This is a genomic window from Pseudomonas sp. Y24-6 (genome assembly GCF_020295325.1).
Lineage (GTDB): Bacteria > Pseudomonadota > Gammaproteobacteria > Pseudomonadales > Pseudomonadaceae > Aquipseudomonas > Aquipseudomonas gregormendelii.
Genome location: NZ_JACBXG010000002.1, coordinates 136,724 through 155,813 on the forward strand (window position 1 = coordinate 136,724; position 19,090 = coordinate 155,813).

General features: G+C 58.5%; 18 protein-coding genes. 2 read left to right on the plus strand and 16 right to left on the minus strand.

Going from position 1 to position 19,090, the window contains the following annotated elements; genetic code table 11:
• Positions 1 to 27: 27 nt before the first annotated feature.
• From HYI44_RS04325 to HYI44_RS04360, 8 genes are all read right to left on the minus strand, one after another.
• Positions 28 to 918 carry an ABC transporter permease subunit gene (locus tag HYI44_RS04325; protein WP_122841087.1) on the minus strand — a complete coding sequence of 297 codons (891 nt, stop codon included), beginning with the start codon at positions 916 to 918 and terminating at the stop codon, positions 28 to 30.
• Positions 915 to 1,835 carry an ABC transporter permease subunit gene (locus HYI44_RS04330; RefSeq protein ID WP_122841086.1) on the minus strand — a complete coding sequence of 307 codons (921 nt, stop codon included), beginning with the start codon at positions 1,833 to 1,835 and terminating at the stop codon, positions 915 to 917. The genes HYI44_RS04325 and HYI44_RS04330 overlap by 4 nt, the downstream gene beginning before the upstream one ends.
• On the minus strand, positions 1,832 to 2,974 hold the full coding sequence (locus tag HYI44_RS04335) for an ABC transporter ATP-binding protein (protein ID WP_045059756.1): 1,143 nt from the start codon (positions 2,972 to 2,974) through the stop codon (positions 1,832 to 1,834). Before HYI44_RS04335 ends, HYI44_RS04330 begins: the two co-directional genes overlap by 4 nt.
• 67 nt (positions 2,975 to 3,041) lie before the next feature.
• Positions 3,042 to 4,139 (minus strand): polyamine ABC transporter substrate-binding protein, encoded by a 1,098-nt coding sequence (locus tag HYI44_RS04340; protein WP_122841085.1) that lies wholly within the window; start codon positions 4,137 to 4,139, stop codon positions 3,042 to 3,044.
• 236 nt (positions 4,140 to 4,375) lie between these two features.
• Positions 4,376 to 5,473, minus strand: a complete 1,098-nt coding sequence (locus HYI44_RS04345; protein ID WP_122841084.1) for a polyamine ABC transporter substrate-binding protein — start codon at positions 5,471 to 5,473, stop codon at positions 4,376 to 4,378.
• A gap of 182 nt (positions 5,474 to 5,655) precedes the next feature.
• The gene (locus HYI44_RS04350) at positions 5,656 to 7,020 is read right to left on the minus strand and encodes an aspartate aminotransferase family protein (RefSeq protein WP_225568858.1); all 1,365 of its coding nucleotides are present in this window, start codon (positions 7,018 to 7,020) and stop codon (positions 5,656 to 5,658) included.
• A gap of 58 nt (positions 7,021 to 7,078) precedes the next feature.
• Positions 7,079 to 8,437, minus strand: a complete 1,359-nt coding sequence (locus tag HYI44_RS04355) for a glutamine synthetase family protein (protein ID WP_045059752.1) — start codon at positions 8,435 to 8,437, stop codon at positions 7,079 to 7,081.
• A gap of 37 nt (positions 8,438 to 8,474) precedes the next feature.
• Positions 8,475 to 8,765 carry a glutamine amidotransferase gene (locus HYI44_RS04360; protein ID WP_225568859.1) on the minus strand — a complete coding sequence of 97 codons (291 nt, stop codon included), beginning with the start codon at positions 8,763 to 8,765 and terminating at the stop codon, positions 8,475 to 8,477.
• Between the two features lie 278 nt (positions 8,766 to 9,043).
• On the opposite strand from HYI44_RS04360, the gene HYI44_RS04365 reads away from it, so the two are divergent.
• A complete protein-coding gene (locus HYI44_RS04365) occupies positions 9,044 to 10,420 on the plus strand; it encodes a glutamine synthetase family protein (protein WP_122841083.1) in 1,377 nt (458 codons plus the stop codon).
• Between the two features lie 510 nt (positions 10,421 to 10,930).
• Complete coding sequence (locus HYI44_RS04370) at positions 10,931 to 11,569, plus strand: TetR/AcrR family transcriptional regulator (RefSeq protein ID WP_122841081.1); 639 nt, start codon at positions 10,931 to 10,933, stop codon at positions 11,567 to 11,569.
• Positions 11,570 to 11,770: 201 nt separating this feature from the next.
• Here the strand turns inward: HYI44_RS04370 and HYI44_RS04375 are convergent, their stop codons facing one another.
• From HYI44_RS04375 to HYI44_RS04410, 8 genes are all read right to left on the minus strand, one after another.
• Positions 11,771 to 11,986, minus strand: a complete 216-nt coding sequence (locus HYI44_RS04375; protein WP_003229256.1) for a TOBE domain-containing protein — start codon at positions 11,984 to 11,986, stop codon at positions 11,771 to 11,773.
• Positions 11,987 to 12,016: 30 nt separating this feature from the next.
• Positions 12,017 to 12,823 (minus strand): aliphatic sulfonates ABC transporter ATP-binding protein, encoded by an 807-nt coding sequence (gene ssuB, locus HYI44_RS04380; protein ID WP_225568860.1) that lies wholly within the window; start codon positions 12,821 to 12,823, stop codon positions 12,017 to 12,019.
• Entirely contained in the window at positions 12,820 to 13,602 is a 783-nt protein-coding gene (gene ssuC, locus HYI44_RS04385; protein WP_225568861.1) for an aliphatic sulfonate ABC transporter permease SsuC, read from the minus strand. Before ssuC ends, ssuB begins: the two co-directional genes overlap by 4 nt.
• An 8-nt stretch (positions 13,603 to 13,610) precedes the next feature.
• Positions 13,611 to 14,759, minus strand: coding sequence for an FMNH2-dependent alkanesulfonate monooxygenase (ssuD, locus tag HYI44_RS04390; protein ID WP_225568862.1), 1,149 nt, complete (start codon positions 14,757 to 14,759; stop codon positions 13,611 to 13,613).
• A gap of 25 nt (positions 14,760 to 14,784) precedes the next feature.
• Positions 14,785 to 15,750, minus strand: coding sequence for a sulfonate ABC transporter substrate-binding protein (locus HYI44_RS04395; protein WP_225568863.1), 966 nt, complete (start codon positions 15,748 to 15,750; stop codon positions 14,785 to 14,787).
• Between the two features lie 101 nt (positions 15,751 to 15,851).
• Positions 15,852 to 16,445: an NADPH-dependent FMN reductase gene (gene ssuE, locus HYI44_RS04400; RefSeq protein ID WP_225568864.1), complete on the minus strand. Its 594-nt coding sequence runs from the start codon at positions 16,443 to 16,445 to the stop codon at positions 15,852 to 15,854.
• 283 nt (positions 16,446 to 16,728) lie between these two features.
• Complete coding sequence (locus HYI44_RS04405) at positions 16,729 to 17,367, minus strand: peroxiredoxin (RefSeq protein ID WP_122841074.1); 639 nt, start codon at positions 17,365 to 17,367, stop codon at positions 16,729 to 16,731.
• A 183-nt stretch (positions 17,368 to 17,550) separates the two neighbouring features.
• On the minus strand, positions 17,551 to 18,894 hold the full coding sequence (locus tag HYI44_RS04410) for an OprD family porin (protein ID WP_122841073.1): 1,344 nt from the start codon (positions 18,892 to 18,894) through the stop codon (positions 17,551 to 17,553).
• Between the last annotated feature and the right edge of the window lie 196 nt (positions 18,895 to 19,090).

The window sequence follows — 19,090 nt, forward strand, 5'->3', positions numbered from 1 at the left end:
CTCCCACAGGTGTTCGAGCCTACAGACTCAAACGGCTTCCGGTGCCTGCGCGCGACGCACGTCCGGTTGCTTCCATGAGTCGGCAGCGCTTTCCTCAATGGCCTGCTGGATCGCTTTCTTGCGCGACTCTTCCGCACGACGGCTGAAGAACCACACCAGGAAGGTCACCAGCGACACCGCCAGCAGAATCAAACTGGCCACGGCGTTGATCTCAGGCTTCACGCCCAGGCGCACGGCCGAGAACACTTCCATCGGCAAGGTCGTAGAACCCGGCCCGGAAACGAAACTCGCCAACACCAGGTCATCCAGGGACAACGCGAAGGACATCATGCCCCCCGCTGCCAGCGATGGCGCGATCATCGGGATGGTGATCAGGAAGAACACCTTCCACGGCCGTGCGCCAAGGTCCATGGCGGCCTCTTCGATGGACAGGTCCAGCTCACGCAGGCGCGCCGACACCACCACCGCCACATACGCCGCACAGAACGTCGTGTGAGCGATCCAGATGGTGACGATGCCACGTTCCTGGGGCCAGCCGATCATCTGTGCCATTGCCACGAACAGCAGCAACAACGACAGACCGGTAATCACCTCGGGCATCACCAGCGGCGCGGTGACAAGGCCACCGAACAACGTGCGCCCCTTGAAGTGGGTGATTCGGGTCAACACGAAGGCCGCCAGTGTACCCAGCGCTACCGCCGCGACCGCCGTGTAGCAGGCGATCTCCAGCGAGCGCAGCACCGAGCCCATCAGTTGGCTGTTGTCCATCAGGCCGACGTACCACTTGATCGACCAGCCGCCCCATACCGTCACCAGTTTCGAGGCGTTGAACGAGTAGATCACCAGGATCAGCATCGGCGCGTAGATGAACAGCAGTCCCACTACCAGCATGAAACTCGAGAAACGGAAGCGCTTCATTCCTTGCCCTCCATCTCTTTGGCCTGGCTACGGTTGAACAGGATGATCGGCACGATCAGGATCGCCAGCATCACCACCGCCAGGGCAGACGCCACCGGCCAGTCACGGTTGTTGAAGAATTCCTGCCACAGCACTTTACCGATCATCAGGGTTTCCGGACCGCCGAGCAGTTCCGGGATGACGAACTCACCCACGACCGGAATGAACACCAGCATGCAGCCAGCGACGATGCCGTTCTTGGACAATGGAATGGTGATTTTCCAGAAGCTGTTGAACGTGCTTGAGCCCAGGTCGGAGGCCGCCTCCAGCAGGCTGTTGTCATGCTTCACCAGGTTGGCGTAAAGCGGCAGGATCATGAACGGCAGGTAGGAATAAACCACGCCGATATACACCGCCAGGTTGGTGTTGAGAATCTGCAGCGGTTCGTTGATCCAGCCCATGGTCATCAGGAAGCCGTTGAGCAGGCCGTTGTTACTGAGGATGCCCATCCACGCATACACGCGGATCAGGATCGCGGTCCAGGTCGGCATCATGATCAGCAGCACCAGCACCGTCTGCATCTCTTTGCGGGCACTGGCGATGGCGTAGGCCATCGGATAGCCGATCAGCAGGCAGAGGACAGTGCTGATCAGCGCCATCTTCAACGAGCCAAGATACGCGGCGATGTACAGCTCGTCGTCGCCCAGCATCGCGTAGTTGCCCAGGTTCAACAGCACCTGGAGCTTCTGGTCGATGAAGCTGTAGATCTCGGTGTACGGCGGAATGGCCACGTCGGCTTCGGCGAAGCTGATCTTCAATACGATGAAGAACGGCAACATGAAGAACAGGAACAGCCAGATGAACGGAACCCCGATGACCAGCTGGCGGCCACCGGGAATTATTCGATTGAGGCGGCGTTTGAATTTGCGCATGTTCATGAGCGAAGTACCACGCCGCTATCGTCTTCCCACCACACATACACCTGGTCGCCCCAGGTCGGACGCTGGCCTCGACGCTCGGCGTTGGCCACGAATGACTGCACCAGCTTGCCGCTTGGCAGCTCGACGTAGAACACCGAGTGGCCGCCCAGGTAGGCGATGTCGTGGACCTTGCCGCTGGACCAGTTGTATTCGCACGTCGGCATGTCGGCGGTAACCAGCAGTTTTTCCGGACGGATCGCGTAGGTGACCGACTTGTCCTGCACCGAGGTGCTGATGCCGTGGCCCACGTAGATTTTGCGGTCCAGGTCCTTGCAGGTAATGATCGCGTGGCCTTCGGCGTCGTCGATGACTTCGCCTTCGAAGATGTTCACGTTACCGATGAATTCACAGACCAGGCGGCTGGTCGGGGTTTCGTAGATGTCGATCGGGCTGCCGATCTGGGCGATCCAGCCCAGGTGCATGATCGCGATGCGCTCGGCCATGGTCATGGCCTCTTCCTGGTCGTGGGTCACCATGACGCAGGTTACACCGACTCGTTCGATGATCTCGACCAGCTCCAGCTGCATCTGCGAGCGCAGTTTCTTGTCCAGTGCGCCCATTGGCTCATCGAGCAGCAACAGCTTCGGCCGCTTGGCCAGGGAGCGCGCCAGGGCCACACGCTGACGCTGGCCGCCAGACAGTTGATGCGGCTTGCGCTTGGCGTACTGGCTCATCTGCACCAGCTTGAGCATTTCGGCTACGCGGGCGTCGACTTCGGCCGCGGGAATCTTGTCCTGCTTGAGGCCGAAGGCAATGTTCTGTGCCACGGTCATGTGCGGGAACAAGGCGTAGGACTGGAACATCATGTTGATCGGCCGCTCGTACGGCGGCATATCGGTGATGTCCACACCGTCGAGGAAAATGCGCCCCTCCGTAGGCCGTTCGAAGCCCGCAAGCATGCGCAGCAACGTGGACTTGCCCGATCCCGAACCGCCGAGCAGGGCGAAAATCTCGCCTTTCTTGATTTCCAGGGACACATCGTCCACGGCAATCGTCTCGTCGAACTTCTTCGTGACCCGGTCGATTTTGACCAGCACCTGTTTAGGTGTCTGGTCGCCCTCGAGGGCTTTCTTGTAGGCGCCGGAGGCAACTGCCATTTACGAAACTCCCAAAAAAACAGAGTGCAGTTCGCTCAAGGTGAGCCAACCTTGGATAGTTTTGAAGCTATTTACCCGACTTGACCTTGGTCCAGCTGCGGGTCATCAAACGTTGAATATTGGGTGGCAGCTCGATGGACACGTAGGTCTTGTCGAGGACTGCCTGCGGTGGATAAACCGCTTCGTCGGTGCGAATGGACTGCTCCATCAGTTTGTCCGACCCAGGGTTAGGGTTGGCGTAGCCGACGTAGTCACTGACCTGGGCGATGACCTCAGGTTTCAGCAAATAGTTAATGAAGGCGTGGGCTTCCTTGACGTTGCTCGAGTCCTTTGGAATCGCCAGCATGTCAAACCACAGCGCGCCACCTTCCTTGGGAATCGAGTAGGCGATGTTCACGCCCTTCTTCGCTTCTTCAGCGCGGTTTTTCGCCTGGAACATGTCGCCGGAGAAACCGATAGCCACGCAGATGTCGCCGTTGGCCAGGTCCGAGATGTACTTGGAGGAGTGGAAGTAAGTCACGTAAGGCCGCACCGCCAGCAACTTGGCCTCAGCCTTCTTGTAGTCCTGCGGGTTGGTACTGTTGGCATCCAGGCCCATGTAGTTGAGCACTGTCGGCATCATTTCGTCAGCCGAATCGAGGAAGGCGACACCACAGCTGTGAAGCTTCTTGATGTTCTCCGGCTCGAACAGCACGGCCCAGGAATCGATCTTGTCGACACCCAGTACCGCCTTGACCTTATCGACGTTGTAACCGATGCCGTTAGTGCCCCACAGGTACGGCACGGCATAGAGGTTGCCGGGATCGTTCTGCTCCAGGCGCTTGAGCAGCACTGGGTCGAGGTTCGAATAGTTGGGCAGCTTCGACTTGTCGAGTTTCTGGAATGCGCCCGCCTTGATCTGTTTGCCCAGGAAGTGGTTGGACGGCACGACGACGTCGTAACCGGTGCGCCCGGCCAGCAACTTGCCTTCCAGGGTTTCGTTGGAGTCGAAGACGTCATACACCGGCTTGATGCCGGTTTCTTTCTGGAAGTCTTCCAGGGTGGTCTGACCGATGTAATCCGACCAGTTATAAATATGCACCGTACCGGCAGCCTGGGCACCGAAAGCAACTGTCAGTCCGGCAGCCATCAACAGGGCATTGCGAAACAAAGAAGAAATAGGCAAGTGGAGGTCCTCTGAAATTAGTTGGGCCCAAGTTGCCCCGCGCTGCATGACAGCCCTCGACTGCCCGACAACAAACCGGCGCGCAACTTACCCTCGAAAAACCGTTCCAGCAAAACTTTTATGCATATAGCCCTGTAGGAGCTCGCTCGCGATGGTCGCCAACGATAACCAGGGAGGCCTGACACCCAACGGTGCTCCAGCGTTCTTCGCGAGCGAGCTCGCTCCTACAGGTTTATTTATTTACCCGATTTGATCTTGGTCCAGCTGCGGGTCAGGATTCGCTGGGTAGCGGCCGGCAAGTCGGCAATCGCGTACAGCTTGGCCAGAACGTCGGCTGGTGGATAAACGCCCGGGTCGCTGGTGATGTCTTTATCAACCAGCGCTGTTGCCGCTGCGTTACCGTTCGGGAAGCGCACGGCGTTGGTGATCTCCGCCATGATTTCCGGCTTCATCAGGAAGGTCATGAACTTGTAGGCACCTTCGACGTTTTCGGCATCTTTAGGGATGGCGACCATGTCGTAGAAGCTGCCAGCACCTTCTTTGGGAATGTTGTAGCTGACCTTCACCTTGTCACCGGCTTCAGCCGCACGGGACTTGGCCTGGTAGATGTCGCCCGAGTAACCGATGGCCACACAGATGTTGCCGTTGGCGAGGTCGGAGATGTACTTGGACGAATGGAAGTAGCCGATCGAAGGACGGACTTTCAGGAACAGTGCTTCAGCTTCAGCCAGCTGTTTCTTGTCCTGGCTGTCGGTCGGATAGCCCAGGTAGTGCAGCGCCACCGGAATCATCTCGGTTGGCGAATCGAGGACACTGATGCCGCATGATTTCAGCTTGGCAGCATTTTCAGGCTTGAAGATCAGGTCCCAGGAATTGGTTGGTGCATCGGCACCCAGTGCTGCCTTGACCTTTTCGTCGTTGAAGCCGATACCGATCGAACCCCACATGTACGGGAATGCATGTTCGTTACCCGGATCGCTCACCGATACCGCTTTGAGCAGGTCGGTATTGAGGTTTTTCCACAACGGCAGTTTGGACTTGTCGAGTTTCTGGTAAACGCCAGCCTTGATCTGCTTGGCCAGGAAGTTGTTCGACGGCACGACGATGTCGTAGCCGGACTTGCCTGCCAGCAACTTCGCCTCCAGCGTTTCGTTGCTGTCGAATACGTCGTAGACCACCTTGATGCCCGACTCGGCTTCGAACTTCTTGACGGTGTCCGGCGCGATGTAATCAGACCAGTTGTATACGTGCAGAACCTTGTCGTCCGCTTGAACTGCGCCTGCCATCATGCCCATCAGGGACATGGCCAGGAGGGTCTTGCCAGCTATCTTCATACCTAATGCCTTCATGGGTAATGCTCCAATTTTTCTTTTTAACCACGTGCTCAGCGGCCTTTGCCGGGCATCTGAAACAACCGGTAGTCTGGCAAGATCCGAGGCAGCCTTTCAAGGAAAGACCCATCCTTTGTTTGCCCTGAGCGAAATGCAAACCTTGCACCCCGCTCAGAGCCTAGCACTTAGGCTTGCAGCGCACTCAGTGTCAGGTCCAGGCACTTGCGAGCCTTGGTCACCAGCTCATCGATTTCCGCCTTGGTGATCACCAGTGGCGGAGCAATGATCATGGTGTCGCCGACGGCGCGCATGATCAGGCCGTTGTCGAAGCAGAAGGTGCGGCAAATCATGCCGACGCCTTTACCTTCGTAACGCTTGCGAGTGGCCTTGTCCTGGACCAGTTCGATGGCCCCCAGCAGCCCTACCCCACGTACTTCGCCCACCAGTGGGTGATCGTTCAGTTCCCGCAGGCGACTTTGCAAATACGGTGCCGTTTCTGCGTGGACGTGCTCGATGATTTTTTCATCACGGATGATGCGAATGTTTTCCAGCGCCACCGCAGCCGCCACCGGGTGACCGGAATAGGTGAAACCGTGGTTGAAGTCGCCGCCTTCGTTGAGCACTGCCACCACTTCGTCGCGCACGATCAGGCCACCCATAGGGATGTAGCCGGAGGTGAGGCCTTTGGCGATGGTCATCATGTCGGGCTTGAGGTCATAGAAATCGGAACCGAACCACTCGCCTGTACGACCGAAACCGCAGATCACTTCGTCCGCCACGAAAAGGATGTCGTACTTGGCGAGGATTTCCTTGATGCGCGGCCAGTAGGTCTCAGGCGGAATGATCACGCCACCGGCACCCTGGATCGGCTCGGCAATAAAGGCACCGACGTTATCAACGCCGATTTCCAGAATTTTTTCTTCCAGCTGGTTGGCAGCCCACACGCCAAACTCTTCAGGCGTCATGTCGCCGCCTTCGGCGAACCAGTACGGCTGGGCAATGTGAACGATGCCTGGAATCGGCAGGTCGCCCTGTTCGTGCATATAAGTCATGCCACCCAGGCTCGCGCCGGCCACAGTGGAACCGTGATAGCCGTTCTTGCGGCTGATGATGACTTTCTTGTTCGGCTGGCCCTTGATCGCCCAGTAGTGGCGCACCATCCGTAGCATGGTGTCATTGCCTTCGGAACCGGAGCCGGTGAAGAACACGTGGTTCATGCCTTCCGGCGCGATATCGGCAATGGCCTTGGCCAGTTCCAGTACGGGAGGGTGAGCGGTCTGGAAGAACAGGTTGTAGTACGGCAGCTCGCGCATCTGCTTGCTGGCTGCGTCAGCCAGTTCGTCGCGACCGTAACCGATAGCCACACACCACAGGCCGGCCATGCCGTCGAGGATCTTGTTGCCTTCGCTGTCCCACAGGTAGACGCCCTTGGCGCTGGTGATGATGCGCGGGCCTTTTTCCTTCAGCTGCTTGAAGTCACTGAACGGTGGCAGGTGATGGTCGTTGCTCAGTGCTTGCCACTCACGGGTTTGCGGATTGTTACTAGTCATGCGAATTCTCCTAAGTTTGCAGTGAGGGCGCGGTTATTTCCTACCGCGCCGCAGCGCATCAGACGGCGAAGAGCAGGAATTCCCGCTCCCACGAACTGATCACGCGCTTGAAGTTTTCATGCTCGGCCCGCTTGACCGCGACATAGCCAGTGATGAATTTCTTGCCCAGGTACTTCTCGACGGTCGCGCTGTTTTCCATGCGCTCCAACGCGTCCTCGATGGTCAGTGGCAGGCGCAGGTTGCGGCGTTCATAACCACGTCCCACCACCGGCGCACTTGGGTTCAAGCCTTCGACCATGCCGATGTAACCGCAGAGCAGGCTCGCGGCGATCGCCAGGTAAGGGTTGGCATCGGCACCCGGCAGGCGGTTTTCCACTCGACGGTTCTGTGGCCCGGCATCCGGCACCCGCAGGCCCACCGTGCGGTTTTCTTCGCCCCACTCCACGTTTACCGGTGCCGAGGTATCCGGCAGGAAGCGGCGGAACGAGTTGACGTTCGGTGCGAACAGCGGCAGCAGCTCGGGGATCAGCTTCTGCAGCCCGCCGATGTGGTGCAGGAACAGCTGGCTCATGGTCCCGTCTTCATTAGAGAAGACATTCTTGCCGGTCTCTATGTCGATAATGCTCTGGTGCAAGTGCATCGCGCTGCCCGGCTCACCGGTCATGGGCTTGGCCATGAAGGTGGCGGCCACATCATGCTTGAGTGCCGCTTCGCGCATGGTGCGCTTGAAGATCAGGATCTGGTCGGCCAGGGACAGGGCATCACCGTGACGGAAGTTGATTTCCATCTGCGCCGTACCGTCCTCGTGGATCAGTGTGTCGAGGTCCAGCTCCTGCAGTTCGCACCAGTCATAGACGTCTTCGAACAACGGGTCGAACTCGTTCGCCGCTTCGATGGAAAACGACTGACGACCGATTTCCGGACGACCGGAACGGCCAATTGGCGGTTGCAACGGGTAGTCCGGGTCGTCACTGCGCTTGGTCAGGTAAAACTCCATTTCCGGCGCCACGATCGGCTGCCAGCCTTTGTCGGCATAGAGTTTCAGCACTTTCTTGAGCACGTTGCGCGGCGACAGCTCAATCGGGTTGCCTTGCTTGTCATAGGTGTCGTGGATCACCTGGGCGGTGGGCTCCACGGACCACGGCACCAGGTACACCGCGTTCTGGTCGGGACGGCAGATCATGTCGATGTCGGCCGGGTCGAGCAGTTCGTAATAGATGTCGTCTTCGACATAGTCGCCAGTCACGGTCTGTAACAGAACGCTTTCGGGCAGGCGCATGCCTTTTTCCGCAATGAATTTGTTGGTCGGCGAAATCTTGCCCCGGGTGATACCGGTCAGATCGGCGATCATGCATTCGACTTCTGTGATCTTGTGGTCTTTCAACCAATCGGTGAGCTGGTCGAGGTTGTGACTCATAAATGCCTCTTAGGCTGAGTTTCCGGACTCTGATAAGTCAGGCGTTGTTTGACGCATCGGCGTCGTGTGGTACAGATTGCCCTTGCAATTGCCGGGCACATGAATGCTCGCCTCGAAAGAAGCGTGGGGCAACAGGTGTATGGGTGAGGCGTGCACAATTACCGGCAGTCTGCGCTACGAAGTACGGGCCGCTGGAGTAAAACGGTTCTATATTGGATGCAGAGCCGGTAAAGAGAATGCCATCCAGACCGTCCAGAATATCGGACGCTGCCAGCTGATCGGTCTGCCGTGAGCAGCCGGTGACGCCGATTAACGGCAGGCGAGACATGAAACACCCCGGTATTATTGCTGTTATGGGTTTGATTCGAGCTTAGCCTTGTTCATTTTTTTACACAACACCCCCGTAAAAAATACAACACGGCCCGCTCAAGCCTGCGGCTGGCAATAAGCCCGAGGGCAAAAAAACGCCCCAAAGTGCCTCAAAAAAGCCTCACGGGCGCTTTTTTAGGGCAAAAAAGGCCTCGCTTGACTTCGGCATGCCGTTCGGGTTGACTGAAACCCGAAGAGATCAATGATTGATATTTTTAACAACAAAGGTGTTGCATCATGTCGGTACCCCCGCGTGCCGTTCAGCTTAACGAAGCGAACGCGTTCCTTAAGGAACATCCTGAGGTTCTGTACGTTGACCTTCTGATTGCGGATATGAATGGTGTGGTGCGCGGCAAGCGCATCGAACGCACCAGCCTCCACAAGGTTTACGAGAAAGGCATCAACCTGCCGGCCTCCCTCTTTGCCCTGGATATCAACGGCTCGACGGTGGAAAGCACCGGCCTGGGCCTGGACATCGGCGATGCTGACCGAATCTGTTATCCAATCCCTGACACCCTGTGCAACGAGCCTTGGCAGAAGCGCCCTACTGCGCAACTGTTGATGACCATGCACGAACTCGAAGGTGAACCCTTCTTCGCCGACCCCCGGGAAGTCCTGCGTCAGGTTGTCGCCAAGTTCGACGAAATGGGTCTTACGATCTGTGCCGCTTTCGAACTGGAGTTCTACCTGATCGACCAGGAGAACGTGAACGGTCGCCCGCAACCTCCGCGCTCGCCGATCTCCGGCAAACGCCCGCACTCGACACAGGTCTACCTGATCGACGACCTCGACGAATACGTCGACTGCCTCCAGGACATTCTGGAAGGTGCTAAGGAGCAAGGCATTCCTGCCGACGCGATCGTCAAGGAAAGTGCCCCGGCGCAGTTCGAAGTGAACCTGCACCACGTGGCCGACGCCATCAAGGCGTGTGACTACGCGGTACTGCTCAAGCGCCTGATCAAGAACATCGCCTACGACCATGAGATGGACACCACCTTCATGGCCAAGCCTTACCCGGGCCAGGCAGGAAATGGACTGCACGTCCATATCTCGATCCTTGATAAAGACGGCAAGAATATTTTTGCCAGTGAGGATCCCGAGCAGAACGCCGCACTGCGTCACGCGATCGGCGGTGTGCTCGAGACCCTACCGGCGCAGATGGCTTTCCTGTGCCCGAACGTCAACTCCTACCGTCGCTTCGGCGCACAGTTCTACGTGCCCAATGCGCCGTGCTGGGGTCTGGATAACCGGACTGTAGCGGTACGAGTACCGACCGGTTCCGCCGACGCGGTCCGCCTGGAGCACCGTGTTGCCGGCGCCGACGCCAACCCGTACCTGCTGATGGCTTCGGTCCTGGCTGGCGTGCACCACGGCCTGGTCAACAAGATCGAACCGGGCGCGCCCGTGGAAGGCAACTCCTACGAGCAGAACGAGCAGAGCCTGCCGAACAACCTGCGTGATGCACTGCGCGAGCTGGACGACAGCGAAGTGATGGCCAAGTACATCGATCCAAAATACATCGACATTTTTGTCGCGTGTAAAGAGAGCGAGCTGGAGGAGTTTGAACACTCCATCTCCGATCTTGAGTACAACTGGTACCTGCATACCGTTTAAGCGGTTGCAGTAAAAAACGAACGCCGTCGGCTGGTAGAGCTGACGGCGTTTTTTTTATGGCCGCCTGCGGCGGATCGCTGGCAAGCCAGCTCCCACAAGTCACTTGCCGTACACAAAATGAGTGTTTCGCTGGAAATCCTTGAGAGCTGGCTTGCCAGCTCCCACAAGGTTTTCCAGCGAAACACTCATTTTGTGTACGGCAAGTGACTTGTGGGAGCGGGCTTGCCAGCTCCCACAAGGTTTTCCAGCGAAACACTCATTTTGTGTACGGCAAGTGACTTGTGGGAGCGGGCTTGCCAGCTCCCACAAGGTTTTCCAGCGAAACACTCATTTTGTGTACGGCAAGTGACTTGTGGGAGCGGGCTTGCCAGCTCCCACAAGTCACTTGCCGCACACAAAATGTGTGTTTCGCTGGAAATCCTTGTGGGAGCTGGCTTGCCAGCGATGGCGGCCGACAAGACAACACATCACCCGGCTCGTACAATGCCCCCTGCCCCGCAGGAGTCTCCAATGACGCGCACCGCCACCGTCCGCAAACCTCGCGCCCGCAGCCAGGCGCGGATCGATTCCATACTCGACGCCGCCCGTACGCTGCTGGCCGCCGAAGGCGTGGGCAGCCTGTCGATCTACAGCGTGGCCGAGCGCGCCGAAATCCCGCCGTCCTCGGTGTATCACTTTTTCGCCAGCGTACCGTCCTTGCTCGAAGCGCTGACGGCCGACGTCCACGCCGCTTTCCGGGCATGCCTGCAAGCCCCCATCGACCACAACGCCCTCAGCGGCTGGCGCGACCTGTCACGCCTGGTGGAGCAGCGCATGCTCGACATCTACAGCGACGACGCCGCCGCCCGACAATTGATTCTTGCCCAGCACGGCCTGACCGAAGTCACCCAGGCCGACCGCCAACACGACATCGAGCTGGGCGAACTGATGCACAAGCTCTTCGATCATCACTTCGAACTGCCGAAGTTGCCGAGTGATGTCGATGTGTTTGCGCTGGCGATGGAGCTGGGGGATCGGGTGTATGCGCGTTCGGTGCAGCAGCATGGGCAGATCACGCCGCGCATGGCTGAGGAAGGGATGCGGGTGTTTGATGCGTATCTGGGGCTTTATCTGCCGCCTTATATGCCCAAGCGCGCTCACTCAATCTGACTACGGCACATGTCATGCTGGCCTCATCGCGGGCCAGCCCGCTCCCACAAGAATCTCCAGCGAACACAGATTTTGTAAGTGACACATCAACCTGTGGGAGCGGGCTTGCCCGCGATGGCCACACCGCTGACTCCACTGAATCACGCACACAAAAAACCCGAAGGGCTCACACCCTCCGGGGTTGTGCGCAGTGCACGCCCTTTACAACTTGGCGATCGACACCTCGGTGGATTTCACGAACGCGATCACTTCACTGCCCACCACCAGCTCAAGCTCTTTGACAGAACGAGTGGTGATGACTGAAGTGACGATGCCCGAAGCGGTCTGCACGTCGATTTCCGACAGCACGTCGCCCAGCACGATTTCCTTGATCGAGCCTTTGAACTGATTACGAACGTTGATGGCCTTGATAGTCATGAGGTTGTTCCTGTCGTTGGATAAGGTGAGTTATTGCGCCCAACGCAATTGCGTGGGCAATGGTGAAACAGGTTCCGGTTCCGGCGGCTCGCCGGGCAGTGACAGCACGCGGTTGAGGACTTCGGTCTCCAGCGCCGCCAGCCGGTGGGAACCGCGAACCCGAGGGCGCGGTAGTTCCACGTGGAGGTCGAGGCCGACTTCACCCTCTTCGATCAGGATGACCCGATCTGCAATCGCGACCGCTTCACTGACGTCGTGGGTCACCAGCAACACCGTGAAGCCGTGCTTTTGCCAGAGGCGTTCGATCAGTTGCTGCATTTCAATTCGGGTCAGGGCATCGAGAGCGCCCAAGGGCTCGTCCAGCAACAGCAAGCGCGGTTGGTGGATCAGCGCGCGGGCCAAGGCCACGCGCTGCTTCTGCCCACCGGACAGCGCCGCAGGCCACTCATTGGCGCGGTCGGCCAGGCCAACTGACTCCAACGCGTCCAGTGCTTGTGGCCGCCAGTTGCCCTTGAGCCCTAGGCCAACGTTGTCGATAACTTTTTTCCACGGCAGCAGACGCGCTTCCTGGAACATCAAGCGGGTGTCTTCCAGCGCAGCGCTCAAAGGCGCCGAACCCGCCAGCAGTTCACCGCCAGTGGGTTTGTCGAGGCCGGCGAGCAAGCGCAACAAGGTACTTTTACCGCACCCGCTGCGCCCGACCACGGCCACGAACTGCCCGGCCGGAATGTGCAGGTCGATCTCGCGCAGCACCTGCCGCGAACCAAAGGTCTTTTGCAACTTGCGCACCGCCAGTGGAATTCCGCGCAGCAAGCGTGGAGGTTGTTGAGCCGTCATGCGGCACCTCCCTTGGCAGCCTGATAGGCCGGATGCCAGCGCAGCCATACTCGTTCAAGTCCGCGCGCAGCGAGGTCGGCCAGTTTGCCGAGCACCGCGTACAACAGGATCGCCAGCACCACCACGTCGGTCTGCAGGAATTCCCGGGCATTCATTGCCAGGTAACCGATGCCGGAACTGGCAGAAATGGTTTCCGCAACGATCAGCGTCAGCCACATGAAGCCCAACGCGAAGCGCACACCGACCAGGATCGAAGGCAGTGCGCCCGGCAGGATCACCTGGCGGAACAGGCTGAAACCGGACAAACCGTAACTGCGCGCCATCTCCACCAGCGCCGGATCGACGTTGCGAATGCCGTGATAAGTGTTGAGGTAGATCGGGAACAATGTGCCCAGGGCCACCAGGAAAATCTTCGCCGACTCATCGATGCCAAACCACAGGATGACCAGAGGGATCAGCGCCAGGTGCGGCACGTTGCGCACCATCTGCACCGAACTGTCGAGCAGGCGCTCGCCCCACTTCGACAGGCCCGTGATGAAACCCAGCACCAGGCCGATGCTGCCACCGATGGTAAAGCCCAAGGCAGCACGCCAGCCGCTGATTGCCAGATGGGTCCAGATTTCACCGCTGCGCACCAGGCTCACGCCGGCTTCGATGACGGCTATCGGCGCCGGCAGAATCCGTGTCGACAACCAGCCCGTCGACACCGACAACTGCCACACCGCCAGCAACAGCACCGGCAACGCCCAGGGCGCCAGGTTGTGGATAACTTTCTTCATGGCGCGCCTCAGCTCTGCGACGCGGCTTTGGGAAGGATATCGTTGGCGACCATCTCGCCGAACGGGCTGACGTAGTTGGCACCCTGGGGCAGCTGCGGACGCTCGATATCCAGGTGCGGGAACAACAGCTCCGCAACCCGATAGGACTCTTCCAGGTGTGGATAACCGGAGAAGATGAACGTATCGATGCCCAGGTCCGCGTATTCCTTTACGCGGGCGGCCACTGTCGGACCGTCCCCCACCAGTGCCGTGCCGGCACCACCACGCACCAGGCCGACGCCGGCCCAGAGATTGGGGCTGACTTCCAGGTTGTCGCGACTGCCACCGTGCAGCGCGGCCATGCGTTGCTGGCCAACCGAATCGAAGCGCGACAGCGACGCCTGGGCGCGGGCGATGGTTTCATCATCCACGTGGGAGATCAGCCGGTCCGCCGCTTGCCAGGCTTCAGCATTGGTTTCCCGAACGATCACGTGCAAGCGAATCCCGAACCGCACGGTACGCCCCAACTTGGAGGCCTTGGCCCGTACCTGTTCGATCTTCTCGGCAACAGCGGCCGGCGGCTCACCCCAGGTCAGAACCATCTCGACCTGCTCGGCGGCAAGGTCCTGCGCCGCTTCCGACGAGCCACCGAAGTACAGCGGTGGACGCGGTTGCTGGATCGGTGGGTAGAGCAGCTTGGCGCCCTTCACGCTGATGTGCTGACCATCGTAGTCAACGGTTTCACCTTCCAGCACCCGACGCCAGATGCGGGTGAACTCCACCGAAGCCTGATAGCGCTCTTCGTGGGTCAGGAACAGACCATCGCCGGCCAACTCTTCCGGATCTCCGCCGGTCACCAGGTTGAACAGCGCACGCCCGCCGGACAACCGATCCAGCGTCGCCGCCTGGCGCGCGGCCACCGTCGGGGAAATGATCCCGGGGCGCAGGGCAACCAGAAACTTCAGGCGCTGGGTTACCGGGATCAACGACGCGGCCACCAGCCACGAATCTTCGCAGGAGCGCCCGGTGGGGATCAGCACCCCGCCAAAGCCCAGGCGGTCGGCTGCTTGCGCGATCTGTTGCAGGTAACCGTGGTCGACGGCGCGAGCGCCTTCGGCGGTGCCAAGGTAATGGCCGTCGCCGTGGGTCGGCAGGAACCAGAAGATGTTGAGGCTCATGGAGTGGTCTCCTTAGGAATTCAAATTACTGTGCTTTGGCAACGGCCGCCGGTGGCGTCCAGATCACGTCCTTGATGCTCAGCGGCTTCGGAATCAGCTTGAGCTGGTAAAAGCTGTCGGCGATCTTCTGTTGCGCGGCCACCACTTCCGGGGTCAGGAATAGCGCGCCGTAGCCCTGGCGTTTCACCGAAGTCAGGGTGATGTCTGCCGGCAGGCCAAGCAGTGGCGAAACCTGTTGGGTCACGTCTTCAGGGTTGGCCTTGGACCATTCGCCGACTGCGCGCACTTGCTCCACCAAAGTCTTGATCACCTCGGGATTTTTCTGCGCGTAGGGTTTGGTCGCCAGGTAGAACTGATGGTTGTCGACGATGCCTTTGCCGTCACGCAGGGTGCGGGCCTGCAGTTGCTGTTCGGCCGCAGCCTGGTACGGGTCCCAGATGACCCAGGCGTCGACACTGCCACGCTCGAACGCGGCGCGGGCATCGGCAGGCGGCAGGAACACGGTCTGGACATCGCTGTATTTGAGGCCGGCGTCTTCTAGAGCCCGCACCAGCAGGTAGTGAACGTTGGAGCCTTTGTTCAGGGCGATTTTCTTGCCCTTGAGTTCCTGCACCGATTTGATCGGCGAGTCTTTGGGCACCAGGATCGCCTCGCTGTGAGGCGCTGGTGGTTCATAGGCGACATAGAGCAGATCGGCACCGGCCGCCTGGGCAAACACCGGCGGGGTTTCGCCGGTAACGCCGAAGTCGATGGAGCCGACGTTCAGGCCTTCAAGCAACTGCGGGCCACCGGGGAATTCAGTCCATTGCACGTCCACACCTTGGGCGGCGAGGCGTTTCTCCAGAGTACCCTTGGCCTTGAGCAGCACCAGGGTGCCGTACTTCTGATAACCGATTCGAAGTGTCTCGGCCTGAGCTTGAGTAATGGCGCCGAAGGTGACAGCCGCAGCAAACAGAGCGACCAGACCACGACGCAAAATGACAGTGCGCATAGCGCTCTCCTTTTTGCAGTTGGGTTTTGGCTGCACCTGCTTGGCCGTTAGCGGCTGAGTAAGGTGGAGTGAAGCAAATTCAGGGTAGATTGAGTGCGGGCTCAAATGCTCCAGCGAGCACTCAGCAAACGTTCATTCAACAGGTTCGGATCGATTGGTTTCGGCCGTCGCGCCATGGCGATGAGAAACAGCTCCAGTGACTCATCGAGTCGTTGTTCCAGCTCAGGCGCCAACTGCGCCTGGGCGCTGCCCTCGCCGTAAGCGATCTGACTGTCCACGGCGAAAATCCCGTGCAACATTTCCTGGGCTTTGAGCGCCGACAGCACCGGTTTGAGCGCGTAATCCACCGCCAGCATGTGCGCGATACTGCCGCCGGTAGCCATGGGTAAAACCACTTTGTGGTCCAACGCACGCTCGGGCAGCAGGTCCAGCACGGTTTTCAGTGCACCGGAGAACGAGGCCTTGTAAACCGGCGTAGCGATCAGCAGGCCGTCAGCGTTTTCAATCTGTTGCAGCAGGTCGATCACCTTGGGGCTATCGAAGCGTGCATGCAGCAAGTCTTCGGCCGGGAAGTCCCGTACCTGGTAACTCACCACTTCCACACCTTGCTCGCGCAACCAGCGCTGAGCGTGGTCCAGCAGCACTCCGGAACGGGAGCGTTGGCTAGGACTGCCACCGATTGAGACAACCAGCATTCAGGAATTCCTTAAGCTATTTTGGCAATTCGCAGTGTGCGATCTCGCTTTGATGGAGTGACCTTAACAGCTGATTGTTATATCCATAAATCATATTTATTCATTTGGTTATTCGATTAAGAGATATAAAGAGACTGGATGTCCAGGCGAAAAAAAAGGCCGTCGAAACGGCCTGAAATCCCCTGCTTTGTGGTGTGGGTTCAAAAAGATCGCAGCCTTCGGCAGCTCCTACAGGGCCCGCCTATCCGTGTAGGAGCTGCCGGAGGCTGCGATCTTCTGATCTTCAACGATTGGGTTGCGGCGTCAGGCGCAGGTACGGCTTCACCGCGCGATAACCTTTGGGAAAACGCTTCTGGATTTCTTCCTCGTCCTTGAGCGATGGCACGATCACTACTTCATCACCGTCCTGCCAGTTGGCGGGGGTCGCCACCTTGTAGTTGTCGGTGAGTTGCAGCGAGTCGATGACCCGCAGGATTTCATGGAAGTTACGGCCAGTGCTCGCTGGGTAGGTGATGGTGAGCCGCACCTTCTTGTTCGGGTCGATGACGAACAGCGAGCGCACGGTCAGGGTGTCGTTGGCATTGGGATGAATCAGATCATACAGGTCCGACACCTTGCGATCGGCGTCAGCCAGAATCGGGAAATTGACCTGGGTGTCCTGGGTCTCGTTGATGTCTTCGATCCATTTGTGGTGCGAATCCACCGGGTCCACGGACAGGGCAATCGCCTTGACGCCCCGCTCGGCGAACTGGTCTTTCAGCTTGGCGGTAAAGCCCAGCTCGGTGGTGCATACCGGCGTGAAGTCTGCCGGGTGGGAGAACAGCACGCCCCAGCTATTGCCCAGCCATTCATGAAAACGAATGGTGCCGGCACTGGAATCCTGTTCGAAGTCGGGGGCGATGTCGCCAAGTCTGAGGCTCATGATGCTGCTCCTGGTGAGTGCTTGATGAGCTCAACTGTGCCTGCGTTTTTTATCTATTAAAAAGAATAAATATTGATTTGTTTAGAATTAAAATGCATATAAAAAGCCAGTTAAAAAACACAAAAAACCCCGCCCGGCAGGGTGCCAGGCAGGGCGTTTTTTACTTCGGTAACGCGAGCGCTATTACAACAGCGGGATCGAATAGCTGAGGATCAGGCGGTTTTCGTCCTGCGAACGGGTGTTCGGCAGGTCGGTGCGCCAGGTAGCATTTTTCCACATGAAGCCTACGTTTTTCAGAGGGCCTTCTGGTACCACGTAAGCGAGGGTGAAGTCGCGTTCCCACTCGGAGGCACCCGAGGCAGCTTGTTGGCCGTTGGTGCCCACGGTGTCGATATCGTCACCTCTGAGGTACACAGCACCAGCAGTCAGACCAGGCACGCCGACTTTAGCGAAGTCATAGGAGTAGCGTACTTGCCAGGTTTTCTCGCCAGCACGGCCGAATTTCTGGATCTGCATGTCGGTGATGGTGTAGTTCGACGAACCGTCGCCCTGGTTCAGCCAAGGGAAGTCGCTACTGCCGTTGCTGACCTGATAGCCACCGCCGAAGGTGTGCCCTGCAACGGTGTAAAGGAACAGACCGCTGTACAGGTTGTTGGAGACTTCACCGCGACCATTACGCAAGCCTGTGTAGTTGCCCGAACTGTAGTAGTTCGAATCTGTGCCGTTTTTTCCGTCATCAGAGCTATTGAAGTAACGCAGGTCAGACTTCAATACACCTGGGCCGATTGCCCAGCTATGAACCAGACCCAGGAAGTGCTGTTTGTAGAAGTCTTCCAGGTTGCCGTAGTAGTACTGGGCAGTCAGGTCCTTGGTGATTTTGTAGTCACCGCCTGCGTAGATGAACTTGTTGCTGTCGCGCCAGGCTGTGCCACGGGTGTTCGCGCCGCCGATGCTCAGTTGTTCGTTGTTGCTGGAGTTACGACCTTTCACGGCTTCGATCTGGCCACCGACCAGGGTCAGGTCCTTGATCTCGCCAGAAGTGATCTGGCCACCCTGCCAGGTTTGTGGCAGCAGGCGACCATCGTTAGTGGCAATGACCGGATTCTTCGGCTGCAAAGTACCCAGCTTCAATTCAGTCTGGGAGATCTTGGCCTTGGCCGTCAGGCCCAGGCTGGAGAAGTTATCGACCGCTTCACCGTTGGATTTGCTAGGGAACACGGTGCCGCCATAGGACGTGGCCGTCGCACCGTTAGTACCGCCACCGGAATCGAGGCGTACGCCCAGCAGGCCAATGGCATCGATACCGAAGCCAACAGTTCCTTGGGTGTAACCGGAGATGAAACGCAGGTCGAAGCCTTGGCCCCATTCTTCGTTTTTATTGGCGCCGGTACCGTCACGGTTATCGGTGTTGATGTAGAAGTTGCGCAGGCCCAGGGTGGCCTTGCTGTCTTCGATGAAACCGGCGGCGCCTGCCTGCTGCGCCAAAACCCCTACGGCCACAGCCAGGGCCAAAGTGGACTTGTTCATTGTTTCGCTCCTATCGTCTCTAATTTTTTTTCGGTCCAGAGTCGAATGCTCTGGATCCTGAAATGCGCGGTGACCGCAAACCACGGTTCATCGCGTGATGCGTCTACCCCGGGCATCTGACCGAGGGGAATGGGGCCCGCATGGTAAACGGATAAAAAATAATTTCATTCTTTTAATGCCATTCAGGAATAAGGGA